Consider the following 12,809-nt stretch of genomic DNA (forward strand, 5'->3'; position numbering starts at 1 on the left):
GTTAAATAAATTGCGTGAGATTATAGCAGATGGATATTTTAAAGTATCCAAAATAATCATGAGCTTTGTACTTATGTTTTAAAAATGACAATCACAGTGAGCCTATTGTTTCAGGTTATTGGGCATAAGAAATAGTAAAATCATAAGGGTTTATGCTTGAGTCAAGCGGCTTGTATGCATGGGTAAAAGTTGGTGACATTCGCTTTGGACGTCCTGTAGCAATTTCAATACATGCCCATTTTGTATTTCCAACAAATAATACGGCCTGATCTGATGGACGGAAAAATACATATTGGCGGAACGAATAAAGAGCATTGATACCATCTAACCATGTGCGTAATACAATTTGTTCGCCTTCAAATGCAGCTTTACGATATTGCACATGATGTTCAACCGCGACCATTGCATGTTTTAGTTCAAGATATTTTGTTACCCCGACTCCTAAGGTCTCAACATGAGCAGCAGCTACATCTTGCATCCACTGTACATACATCACATTATTCACATGTCCTAAAGCATCAATATGATGTGGCTGCACCTGAATATATAAATCAAAAATACTACTCACAAATGTTCACTCTTATTTATTAACTTTTAAACTGAAATAAGTGTAGGTAGATATCACTATACGCTCAAGATAAATAACAAAAAACCACCCATGTTTAGGGTGGCTCATTGTTTCTTTTTTAAGTTTACTGGATACGTAAACCAAGCATTGCGCGTTGTCCCTGACGAATAATTGCAACACGCGCTACCGTATTTTTTTGCAAGTTAGAAACGACTTTTGCAAAATCCTGACTATTTAAAATCTGGTTATTGTTGACTTGAACAATCACATCACCCGGAATGATATTTGACAATGATGCTAAGCCACCACGGCGAACATCTTGTACATAGATACCACCTTTTACACTTAAAGCACTTTTTTCTGGCTCAGCTAAATCACGAATGCTCATTCCTAAAACTGGACCTTTAGATACCGTACTTTGCGCACCTGTGGCAGGCGTTTCATCTGGAGCAGTCGTTAAAGTTGCTGAAATATTACGGGTTTTATCATCACGTAATACTTCAAACTGAACAGTTTGATTTGGCTGTACTTTGTTTAATGCGTAGAGTAATTCACTGGTGCGCGATACTGGATTACCGTTATATTTCAAAATCACGTCACCAGCTCGCAAGCCTGCTTTTTGTGCAGGTGAGTTCGGAGAAATTTGAGTAATTAAAGCACCTTCAGGTTTTGGTAACTTGTAAGCATCGGCAAGGTTGCGGTCAATGTCTTGCATCATCACACCAAGATAAGAGCGTGTTACCTTACCTTTAGTTTTAAGCTGTTCGGCTACATCCATCGCTACGTCAATCGGGATAGAGAAAGACAAGCCCATATAGCCGCCAGTACCACTAAATATTCGAGAGTTTACCCCGACTACTTCACCATTTTGGTTAAATAGTGGACCACCAGAGTTACCTGGGTTTAGCGCAACGTCAGTTTGAATAAATGGTACCGAAGTTTCACCACTCATATTTCGTGATTTAGCACTCACAATACCTGCCGATGCAGAGTAGTCAAAACCGAAAGGAGAACCAATTGCTAAAACTGGCTCTCCCACTCGCAAACGGTCAACATTTCCTACGCGTAAAGCTGGATAGCTATTTCCAGTCACCTTTAACAATGCAACGTCTGTACGCTCATCACTCCCAACCACAGTTGCATCAATTTCACGGCGGTCATTTAAAGTAATACTAATGCGTGAGGCATTTTCAATCACATGGTGGTTGGTGAGAAGGTAGCCATCTTTACTAATAAAGAATGCACTACCGTATGCTGTTTTTTCTTGTGGACCCTGTTGCTGTGGAATGATGACCTGATTTCCAAAGAAACGTTTCAAAATTTCAGGGACTTGCTGCTGCAACAGTTCATCCTGAGTCATTTTTTTTACGACGTTTACACTCACCACTGCTGGACTAACTTGTTCAACGAGGTTTGAAAAATCAACAGCAGCATTTGCCTGAACAGCAGCAACTGTAAATACCGCTGCATACATTCCTTGTTGTAAATAGCGAGTTTTCATTCGGTGCTCACCCACAATTGGTCTACGAGAATAAGAATAAAACTGTTGTATCACAACGCTTTGGGGTTGTGCGTAACAATATGTTTATTTGTAAGGCATCCTTACAATCATTATTTTACGCATTGCAACTTTTTAAGCCAATTGCAATTTTTCTCTGAGTTAGAGCGCTTAAGCTCTTGCCTTTTTAGATAAAAAGGGGTGTCATTAGCGGACGTTTTAGATTGTTGCGAATGGACATGCCTAATTTACAGACAATTCACCACTTTGACGTGATTATTGTGGGCAGCGGCGGTGCTGGTTTAAGTCTGGCTTTATCGTTACCAAATCATTTTAATATTGCAGTTTTAGCCAAAGCTGCTTTAACCGAAGCAAGTACCTTCTATGCTCAAGGTGGTGTTGCTGCTGTTCTTGATGAGACTGACTCTATTCAACAGCACATTAATGACACTATGATTGCAGGTGCTCATTTATGTGAAATGGATGCGGTACAACATACCGTAGAAGGCGGTCGTCCTTCTGTTGATTTTCTTTTAAAGCAAGGTGTGCAATTTACTTTAGATGAAGATGAACAACTTCATTTAACGCGCGAAGGTGGCCATTCACAGCGACGCATTATCCATTCTGCTGATGCAACAGGTAAAGCCATTTCAACCACCTTGGTTGAACGTGCCAAAGAACGTAAAAATATTACTATTTTTGAAAATTACATTGCGATTGATTTAATTACATCGCATAAATTAGGTCATACAGATCAAGCAAATCGCGCTATTGGTTTATATGCATTAGATGAAAATACCGAAAAGGTTCATACTTTCCTTGCACCATTTACCGCACTTGCTTGCGGTGGTGCGATGAAGGCTTATATGTATACATCTAATCCAGATATTGCTACGGGTGATGGTATTGCAATGGCTTATCGTTCAGGTTGCCGTGTAGCGAATATGGAATTTAATCAGTTCCATCCAACTTGCCTGTACCATCCCCAAGCCCGCTCTTTCTTAATTACAGAAGCCATGCGTGGTGAAGGTGCTTACTTACGCTTGCCAGATGGCGAGCGTTTTATGCTACGTTTTGATGATCGTGCAGAACTGGCTCCTCGCGATATTGTGGCACGTACCATTGACCATGAAATTAAACGCCTCGGTATTCGTCATGTGTGGTTGGACATTACACATAAATCACCAGAGTTTATCAAAGAGCACTTCCCTACACTTTATGCGCGATTGCTAGAGTTAGGTATCGACATTACCAAAGACATGATTCCAGTGGTACCAGCAGCGCACTATACATGTGGTGGTGTCGTGGTTGACTCAAATAGCCAGACGGATATTGAAGGTCTATATGCGATTGGTGAAACGTCTTATACCGGTTTACATGGTGCAAACCGTATGGCAAGTAACTCATTACTTGAGTGCTTCGTTTACGGCATGAGTGCAGCAAAAGATATCGAAAATAAATTTGATGAAAACTTCAAATTACCTGAAGTACCAACTTGGGATGACTCACAAGTAACCAACCCTGATGAAGATGTGGTGATTTTACAAAACTGGGATGAGTTACGTTCGACCATGTGGAACTATGTTGGTATTGTAAGAACTACAAAACGTTTAGAACGTGCTTTACACCGTATTGAAATGTTAAAGCGTGAAATCACTGAGTATTATCAAGACTACCGTGTTAGCAAAAACCTAATTGAGCTGCGTAACCTTGTTTTAGTATCTGAGATGATTGTGCGCTGTGCTATGCAACGCAAAGAATCACGTGGTCTACATTACACGCTTGATTATCCAGAAACTTCGAGTGAGATTCGTAAAACAGTTTTAACTCCTCCAAATTTTGCAGTAGAACAGCCATTAGTTAATACTGATATTTAAACTGTTCTTCTAAAAAAAAGCACAGTTCAGACTGTGCTTTTTATTTGCTTTGATATTTATGATTTAGGTGGAATTGAATAAGTCGCGGTCACATGTGCAACGGGATCTTCTAGCCCGACTGAATAAATCCAGACCTCTCCCACCACCAAGCTCTTTCCGACTTTCATGAGCTTACACTTACTGCGTAGGTCTTGATCACCTGCGGGTTTTCTTAGAAAATTAATATTAAAATTGGTCGTTACAGCTAAACCGATAATTCCGATTTCACCTAATATTGCAATATATAAAGCAAAATCAGCCAAAGTCATCATGGTTGGACCAGATATGGTACCACCGGGCCGTTGATGTCTTTGATCGACATGATAATAAACGACAGCAGCTTTAGGCGTGACTGATTCAATCGTGCAATGTTCAAGACTGGGTGGAAATTCCTTTTCAAGAAATGCCACGATTTCTTCTTTTGAACTTTTCATCCTTGTTATTCTTCAATCTATAAAATCATATGTAAGATAGCATAAGAAAATAACAGATCTTTTCTATGACGATTTAAATCAGAATTAACGTCATCTTTAACCACTCCCATTTTTATAAGAGTGGCTCATCCAAATGCTTATCCTAAATATTGCAATGCCTGTTCGAACACCTGATCAGGACTTCGTGTTGCATCTATTCGCTTAATACGTTCTGGTTCAGCTTTCCATAAGGTTTCATAGCCTTCACGAACCTTAGTAAAGAAGCTTAACTTTTCTTGTTCAAAACGGTCTAATGCTCCACGTTCACGCGCACGGTTCATACCAAGTTCAATCGGTGCATCTAACCAGAAAGTCACCTCAGGCATACGCGAAACAAAGTTCTGATTTAAAAGCTGTAATTTATCTTGGCTTAAACCACGACCAGAACATTGATAAGCAAAACTTGCATCAGTAAAACGATCACTTAATACAATTTTGTTTGCTTCTAGAGCGGGCAAAATAACCTGCTGTAAATGTTGAGCACGCGCCGCATAAATAAGCAATAGTTCAGTATCATGACTCATGTTTTCATCATGATTCACTGCTAAAAGCATTGAACGAATTTGTTCAGCTAGCGGCGTCCCACCCGGCTCTCGAGTTAAAACAACTTGTTTACCTTGTTGTTCAAAATACTGATGAATTTTTCGAATGAGTGTAGTTTTACCTACCCCTTCCGTGCCTTCAAAGCTAATAAACATCTCTTTTCCTTATTTCTTCGATCTCAACACGGATAAATAGTCCTGCACCGCTTGATTATGCGCTTGCAAACTTGCCGTAAATTTATGTCCACCATTACCAGTCGCTACAAAATAGATGTTGTTTGAATTATCTGGATGTAACGCTGCTTCAATCGCTTTTTGGCTTGGTAAAGCAATTGGAGTTGGAGGCAAACCATTAATGGTATAGGTATTATATGGCGTTGGGGTACGCAGGTCTTCTCGGGTAATATTGCCTTTATAGTTATTACCCATACCGTAAATAACCGTAGGATCTGTTTGTAAACGCATACCGAGTTTTAAACGGCGGACAAAAACGCCAGAAACTTGTGTAAGTTCACTGTCTAAACTTGTTTCTTTCTCAACAATAGAAGCCATAATTAATGCTTCATATTTGTCTTTATAAGGTAAATTCGGCGCGCGTTTTGCCCAAGCTGCATCGAGAGCTTTTATTTGACGATGATATAAATCGGTAAGAATTTTCTTGTCAGTCTCGCCTTTGGCAAAGAAATAAGTATTCGGCGCGAACAAGCCTTCTGGATGATCGTAAGGAATTCCAAGCGCTTTCATAAGCTGATCGTTAGGTAAATCCAATATTGTATTTTTTACATTTTTATCATTTTTGAGTGCAGTAATAAGCTGCTTAAAAGTTGTACCTTCAATGACCAAAACACGGTTCATCTGAGCATTATCAGCGTCAGATAACATCTCTAATACTTGTCTTACACTCATCCCTTGCTCAATTTCATACACGCCAGCTTTCATGCTGTCATGAATCATAAACTTCTGATAAAGCTTCAATACGATGGGAAAGCTAATTTTGCCTTCTTTGGCCAAACGATCAATAAAACCAGAATAAGTTTCTCCAGATGTAATCGATAACATCTGTTTTTTTCCTTCAACAGGATAAGCCTTAAACAAACTTGACCATAAAATGGCAAAAGTAGAGATTAAAACAATAAAAAGGCCAATTAGAACCAATCGCTTAGAAAATTTTGGAGCTTGTTTTTTGTTATTTTTCTTGGCGTTTTTTGCTTTCGCATTCACAGGTGGCTTCGGCATATTAATGAATCTGATTTAAGTTAAGGATATGAAATAAATCTATGCATGCCTGTGTATCTAGCGTTTTTTCGCCTAAATGAGTGACCACTCGCATAGGGTTTAAAGCATTACAAAAGAATAGACTTTGTATTTCAGATACTTCATCTAACTCAATCACACGTACTTCACAGGCAATACCATGGTGCTGCATACGCGCCAGAATTTCTGCCCGCATTACACCGTGGACGCCATTATAGCGAAGTTCAGGAGTAATCCATCTATCATTTAAACGAATAAAACAATTACTGCTGATCCCTTCAACAATATAACCTTGTACATCAGTAACTAATGCTTCAGCCCACCCGAGTTGATCTGCTTCTTTTTTTAGCAATACTTGTTCAAGACGGTTTAAAGATTTAAGTCCGACTAAGCTCGGCATGGTTAGACCTAGAGCCTGATTTAAGACACCGCACTGGAGAGAGTCTGGCAAAAATGGCTCTAAAGCTTTTGGATAAAACCAGATATAAATATCTGCTTCATGCTTTGGTAAACTATAACCACGGTCACCTTCACCACGACTAATCACAATTTTTAAAGTGCCGTTGAGCACAAGATTTTGCTTTTGTAATTGCTGTAAGCTTTGTTCTATGAGTTCAAAATTCGCAGTTAAAGACAGTCTTTGACATGCAAGTTTTAGACGTTCCCAGTGTCTTTCTTTAAGCTCAATCTGGTTTTGAAAAACACGAATTGTAGTAAAGCACCCATCGCCATAATGAAATGCTCGATCCAACAAAGGAATGGTCTCAACAGGTTGCCCATTTTTAAAACACCACATGTTTGATCACCCTTTCTTAAAAACCGCACAATAAAAACAACACCTTTCATTTAAATAATAAATGATTGATTTTAAAAAATTATACCGATTTCGTATTAACTTTTGAAACTTGTTATATATCAAGATTTAAGAATAGTTTATCTCTTTTTGCTATTTCTATTTTTTTCATATTAAATTCGTTTTTTATTATTTTTTTAGAATAAAGACTAGCGCTATTCTGCGTTCATGTTTTGAACATTTCATATTTTTTGAGGACTTATCTCATGCGTTTTTCTCAATTAAAAGTCGGGGTTATCGCTGCACTTCTTTCTGTTTCATCATTTGCAGCTCAAGAGTTTTTAAACGTTTCTTACGATCCAACTCGTGAGTTATATACAGATTTCAACAAACAGTTCGGTACTTACTGGAAACAACGTACGGGTCAAGATATTGAGTTTAAGCAATCACACGGTGGTTCTGGTAAACAGGCGCGTGCGGTTATTGATGGCTTAAACGCAGATGTAGTGACATTGGCACTTGCGGCAGATATCGATGAAATTGCTGAAAAAGCAAAACTACTTCCAACCGACTGGCAGAAAAAACTACCACAAAACTCAACGCCATATACATCAACGATTGTGTTTTTAGTGCGTAAAGGCAATCCAAAACAAATCAAAGACTGGGCTGATTTAATCAAACCAGGTGTAGAAATTATTACGCCAAACCCGAAAACTTCAGGTGGTGCTCGTTGGAATTATCTTGCAGCTTGGGCTTGGGCAAAACATCAACCGGGTGGCAATGATGCAAAAGCACAAGAGTACGTTCGTCAAATTTATAAACACACTAAAGTTCTAGATTCGGGTGCACGTGGTGCCACGACTACTTTTGCTGAGCGTGGTATTGGTGATGTGTTACTCGCTTGGGAAAACGAAGCTCATTTAGCTCTTCGCGAACAACCGGGCAAATTTGAAATTATTACCCCGTCTCTTTCGATCTTAGCTGAGCCTCCAGTTGCAATTGTAGAGAAGAATGCAGCTAAAAAAGGCAACTTAACGATTGCTAAAGGTTATCTCAACTACTTGTACTCACCTGCTGGTCAAGAAATTGCAGCTCGTAACTTCTACCGTCCGCGTAACGCAGCTGTTCTTAAGAAATACAGCAATGTATTTAAGCCATTGAAGCTTGTAACTATCGACAAAGAATTCGGTGGTTGGACAAAAGTGCAAAAACAACACTTTGATAATGGTGGTGTTTTCGATCAAATCGTGAAAATCAATAGTGCAGAGAAGTAATTCTTTGTACTAAAAATAAGGAGAACAGACATGATTCACACTGTAATTGTTCCGGGTGTAGGTGGTAGTGAACATCAACATTGGCAATCTTGGTTGCAGCGTCAACTCGTGTCTAGTTCTCGTGTTGAGCAAAAAAACTGGGATAGACCCGTACTAAGCGAATGGGTTGAACAATTTGTTAAAACAGTTCAAGCAGCACCAACTCCTGTTCAGATTGTTGCACATAGTTTTGGATGTTTAACAAGTGTTGCTGCTTTAGCAGAGTACCCAGAATTAAGAAGCCAAGCGAAGAAACTTATTTTAGTCGCGCCAGCAAATCCAGCACGCTTTGGGGAAGCAGGATTTGCTCGTCATAGCTTGACCGACTACAAAGCGTATTTTCATCAATTAAAAATTGATGTACCTGCAACGCTACTCATTAGTGAGAACGATCCTTGGCTCGGTCTTTTTGATGCCTTACAACTTGCAAAATCATGGAAGTTAAATCCAGTGAATCTTGGTGAAGTTGGTCATATTAATGTTGCCTCAGGTTTTGGGCCATTTCCAGATTTACTGAATTATTTGATACCAGAAGATTCGATGTGTAGTTACTCATCTATCGACCCGGTAAAAACACATTTCTCTTTGAAATTTGCTTAATACCAATCTTTATACCGCACCGTTTATCTTTATTTATTCGCTTACTGGTTTCAGCAGGCTTTTCTCTTTGAGGAAATATCATGTCGCAGCGATCCCGAGTGCTGCCTGGGTTTGGCCTATCTTTGGGCTTCACCCTCGCCTATGTGTCTTTTATTGTGCTTATTCCATTAGCCGCAGTCTTTATCAAATCATTTGGAATCGGATGGGACGGATTATGGGAAATTTTAACGTCTGAGCGTATTTTAAAATCGCTTCAACTCAGCTTTAGCTCAGCATTAATAGCAGCCTTTATTAATGTTGTGTTTGGTTTGCTTTTAGCTTGGTGCCTTGTTCGCTATAACTTTCCTGGAAAACGTCTGGTTGATGCCTTGGTCGATTTACCTTTTGCACTTCCAACAGCGGTTGCAGGTATTGCGCTGACCTCACTCTATGCACCTACTGGCTGGATAGGCCAATATCTGGAACCACTTGGTATTCAGGTTGCCTATACACCTATCGGGATTACGCTGGCATTGGTGTTTATCGGTATCCCATTTATCGTAAGAACAGTTCAACCAGTACTCAGTGATATCGAAACTGAACTTGAGGAAGCGGCTTCCGCACTCGGCGCAAATCGTTGGCAAACCATCACTAAAATTATTTTACCGATCTTACTACCTGCCCTATTTACAGGCTTTGCTTTAGCATTTGCTCGCGGCGTGGGTGAATATGGTTCTGTTATTTTTATTGCTGGCAATCAACCTTTTAAAACAGAAATTGCACCACTCATGATTATTTCTCGTCTTGAGGAATATGACTATGCAGGTGCAACCACTATTGCTGCTGTGATGTTAGTTCTCTCTTTCATTATTTTATTTGCCATTAATTTACTTCAAGTCTGGGCAAACCGTCGTACAGGGAGAAATATCACATGAACCTACATACTGACAGCAATGCACTCGCGTTTAAATTGCAATCACGAGATGCAACACGTGAACCAACTTGGGTACGTTATACCTTAATTACAATTGCGCTGTTTTTTTTCCTCAGTTGCCTCATGTTGCCACTCATTCTGGTTTTTGTAGAAGCATTTAAACAAGGACTTGAAGTTTATGTTCAAGCTTTGATTGATCCAGACACGCTATCAGCAGTGAAATTAACCTTACTCACCGCAGCAATTGCTGTTCCAATTAATGTGGTATTTGGTGTTGCCGCTGCATGGGCTGTTTCTAAGTTCCAGTTTAGAGGTAAGGCAGTTTTAACTACCATTATTGATATGCCTTTTTCAGTTTCACCTGTTATCGCAGGTTTAATGATTGTACTGATTTTCGGTGCTCAAGGTTGGTTAGGCGGCTGGTTAATGGACCATGACATCAAGATTCTATATGCCGTACCTGCAATTGTTTTAGCGACTATCTTTATTACCGTTCCATTTGTAGCACGTGAGTTAATTCCACTCATGGAAGCTCAAGGAACTGAAGAGGAAGAAGCAGCTATCGTACTCGGCGCTTCCGGATGGCAAACCTTTTGGAAGGTCACACTCCCTAACATTAAATGGGGGCTAATTTACGGCGTAATTCTTTGTAATGCCCGTGCAATGGGTGAGTTTGGCGCAGTATCGGTGGTTTCTGGTCACATTCGTGGTGAAACCAATACCCTGCCACTTCATGTCGAAATTTTATATAACGAGTACACCTTTAGCGCAGCGTTTGCCGTGTCCTCATTACTTGCTTTTTTAGCCATATTAACGCTGGTATTGAAAACGTGGTTAGAACTACATCAAGACAAACCAGAACCACATTCAACTGATTCGTAAGGAATGAAATCATGAGTATTCAAGTTAAAAATATTGAAAAACACTTTGGTGCATTCCATGCGCTTAAAAATATTTCCCTAGACTTTCCAGAAGGTGAACTGGTTGCATTACTTGGCCCATCTGGATGCGGTAAAACGACTCTACTTAGAATTATTGCAGGTCTAGAATCAGCCGATGGCGGTCAAGTGTTACTTGAAGGTGAAGATGCGACTAATGTACATGTACGTGAGCGTCAGGTTGGCTTTGTATTTCAGCACTATGCTTTATTCCGCCACATGACAGTATTTGACAATATTGCCTTTGGTTTACGTGTTCGTCCTCGTGCAACACGCCCATCTGAAGCCGAAATTAAAAAACGCGTTACGCGTTTACTCGATCTAGTTCAACTTGGATTTTTAGCAGACCGCTACCCTGCACAGCTTTCAGGCGGCCAACGTCAGCGTATTGCTTTAGCCCGTGCTTTAGCAGTAGAACCTCGAGTCTTATTACTTGATGAGCCGTTTGGTGCGCTAGATGCTAAAGTCCGTAAGGAGTTACGCCGCTGGTTACGCAACTTACATGATGAATTGCATATTACTTCAATTTTCGTGACTCATGATCAGGAAGAAGCACTTGAAGTTGCAGATCAGATTATTGTAATGAATAAAGGTAATGTCGAACAGATCGGCTCACCTCGTGAAGTTTATGAAAAACCATCAACACCATTCGTATTTGATTTCTTGGGTCAGGCAAATCGTTTTGAAGGTGAAAATACAGACGGTATTATCCGTATTGGCAATGACCGTATTCAATTACCAACGTTAGTTGAAGCACCTCAAGGAAAAGTGATTGCTTTTGCCCGTCCAGATGAGTTACATATTCACTCGCAACCGCAGGCGAATAGCATTGAAGCCATTTTTGTACGTGAAATCTGGATTGCTGGAAAAGTTGTGGCGGAATTACAAGACCGTAATGGACGTTTAATTGAAATTGCTCTGAGCAGTGAAGCTGCAAAATTACATGCATTTAAACCGAATCAAACTGTTTGGGTGAGTGCATCTCAATTGCACTTATTTGCAGATCAAGTTGCTTAAGAAATATATTTGGTAAGGAAAAGTGTGAATGAACTTTCAACAATTAAGAATTATCCGAGAAACTGTACGCCAAAACTTTAACTTAACCGAAGCATCGGCTGCACTCTACACGTCTCAATCAGGTGTAAGTAAACATATTAAAGATCTAGAAGATGAGCTCGGCGTACAACTTTTTATACGAAAAGGTAAACGTCTTTTAGGTTTAACAGAGCCAGGACAATCTCTTCTTGGCATTGTTGAACGCATGTTGGTTGATGCTGAAAATATTAAACGCCTTGCAGAAGACTTTAATAAAGTTGATGAAGGCACATTAACGATCGCAACGACCCATACTCAGGCACGTTATGTACTGCCTCCAATCGTAAACCAATTTAAGAAGTTATTTCCTAAAGTTCATTTGATTTTACAACAAGCCAGCCCTGTTGAAATCTCAGAAATGCTCTTACAAGGCGAGGCGGATATTGGGATTGCCACAGAGTCTTTAACAACTGAAGAAAACCTGGCTAGTATTCCTTACTATCAATGGCAACACAGCATTATCACACCGCAAAATCATCCTTTAGTAAAGGCAGACAAGATTACGCTTGAACTTTTAGCGGACTATCCACTCATTACTTATCATGGCGGTTTTACAGGTCGCTCTAAAATTGACAAAGCTTTTGAAGAAGCTCATCTTGATGCAGATATCGTAATGTCTGCTCTTGATGCAGACGTTATTAAAACGTATGTCGAATTGGGTATGGGAGTCGGAATTGTCAATGACGTGGCCTATGACACAGAACGTGATCATCGCTTAAAACAAACCAAAACTGATATTTTTGGTGTCAATACGACATGGATTGCAGTTCGTAAAGGCCATCTACTACGCGGTTATGGTTACGAGTTTATTTCCTTATGCTCACCTGATGCAGATATTAAAGCACTTAAGAAAATTGCTTACCCAGATGAATAAAAATTCAAAAATAAATAAAAGAGCTAAAAAGC

General features: G+C 39.7%; 13 protein-coding genes. 7 read left to right on the forward strand and 6 right to left on the reverse strand.

Features of this window, described 5'->3' with window-relative positions:
- Positions 1-115: 115 nt before the first annotated feature.
- Complete coding sequence (locus tag ACT53H_RS03510) at positions 116-568, reverse strand: acyl-CoA thioesterase (protein WP_476008621.1); 453 nt, start codon at positions 566-568, stop codon at positions 116-118.
- A 124-nt stretch (positions 569-692) separates the two neighbouring features.
- A complete protein-coding gene (locus ACT53H_RS03515) occupies positions 693-2,069 on the reverse strand; it encodes a Do family serine endopeptidase (RefSeq protein WP_005307484.1) in 1,377 nt (458 codons plus the stop codon).
- A 230-nt stretch (positions 2,070-2,299) separates the two neighbouring features.
- On the opposite strand from ACT53H_RS03515, the gene nadB reads away from it, so the two are divergent.
- Positions 2,300-3,943: an L-aspartate oxidase gene (nadB, locus tag ACT53H_RS03520; RefSeq protein WP_476008622.1), complete on the forward strand. Its 1,644-nt coding sequence runs from the start codon at positions 2,300-2,302 to the stop codon at positions 3,941-3,943.
- Between the two features lie 56 nt (positions 3,944-3,999).
- Here the strand turns inward: nadB and ACT53H_RS03525 are convergent, their stop codons facing one another.
- The 4 genes from ACT53H_RS03525 to pabC all read right to left on the reverse strand — a co-directional run bounded on the left by ACT53H_RS03525 (position 4,000) and on the right by pabC (position 7,047).
- Entirely contained in the window at positions 4,000-4,416 is a 417-nt protein-coding gene (locus tag ACT53H_RS03525) for a PaaI family thioesterase (RefSeq protein ID WP_476008623.1), read from the reverse strand.
- A 137-nt stretch (positions 4,417-4,553) separates the two neighbouring features.
- Positions 4,554-5,153 carry a dTMP kinase gene (gene tmk, locus ACT53H_RS03530; RefSeq protein WP_476008624.1) on the reverse strand — a complete coding sequence of 200 codons (600 nt, stop codon included), beginning with the start codon at positions 5,151-5,153 and terminating at the stop codon, positions 4,554-4,556.
- A gap of 9 nt (positions 5,154-5,162) precedes the next feature.
- Entirely contained in the window at positions 5,163-6,233 is a 1,071-nt protein-coding gene (gene mltG / locus ACT53H_RS03535; protein WP_016140284.1) for an endolytic transglycosylase MltG, read from the reverse strand.
- Between the two features lies 1 nt (position 6,234).
- A complete protein-coding gene (gene pabC, locus ACT53H_RS03540; protein WP_238611852.1) occupies positions 6,235-7,047 on the reverse strand; it encodes an aminodeoxychorismate lyase in 813 nt (270 codons plus the stop codon).
- Between the two features lie 263 nt (positions 7,048-7,310).
- Between pabC and ACT53H_RS03545 the strand changes: the two genes are divergently transcribed.
- The 6 genes from ACT53H_RS03545 (at position 7,311) to ACT53H_RS03570 (ending at position 12,777) form a co-directional block, all read left to right on the forward strand.
- Positions 7,311-8,318 (forward strand): sulfate ABC transporter substrate-binding protein, encoded by a 1,008-nt coding sequence (locus ACT53H_RS03545; RefSeq protein WP_104079154.1) that lies wholly within the window; start codon positions 7,311-7,313, stop codon positions 8,316-8,318.
- A 30-nt stretch (positions 8,319-8,348) separates the two neighbouring features.
- Positions 8,349-8,957 (forward strand): RBBP9/YdeN family alpha/beta hydrolase, encoded by a 609-nt coding sequence (locus ACT53H_RS03550; protein WP_476008625.1) that lies wholly within the window; start codon positions 8,349-8,351, stop codon positions 8,955-8,957.
- An 80-nt stretch (positions 8,958-9,037) separates the two neighbouring features.
- On the forward strand, positions 9,038-9,871 hold the full coding sequence (gene cysT, locus ACT53H_RS03555) for a sulfate ABC transporter permease subunit CysT (protein WP_004790714.1): 834 nt from the start codon (positions 9,038-9,040) through the stop codon (positions 9,869-9,871).
- A complete protein-coding gene (gene cysW, locus ACT53H_RS03560; RefSeq protein WP_151964181.1) occupies positions 9,868-10,752 on the forward strand; it encodes a sulfate ABC transporter permease subunit CysW in 885 nt (294 codons plus the stop codon). The genes cysT and cysW overlap by 4 nt, the downstream gene beginning before the upstream one ends.
- 11 nt (positions 10,753-10,763) lie before the next feature.
- Entirely contained in the window at positions 10,764-11,825 is a 1,062-nt protein-coding gene (locus ACT53H_RS03565; protein WP_151964182.1) for a sulfate/molybdate ABC transporter ATP-binding protein, read from the forward strand.
- Between the two features lie 28 nt (positions 11,826-11,853).
- On the forward strand, positions 11,854-12,777 hold the full coding sequence (locus ACT53H_RS03570) for a CysB family HTH-type transcriptional regulator (RefSeq protein WP_004790709.1): 924 nt from the start codon (positions 11,854-11,856) through the stop codon (positions 12,775-12,777).
- Positions 12,778-12,809 lie beyond the last annotated feature (32 nt).

It is taken from the genome of Acinetobacter sp. DMC2 (assembly GCF_056314305.1).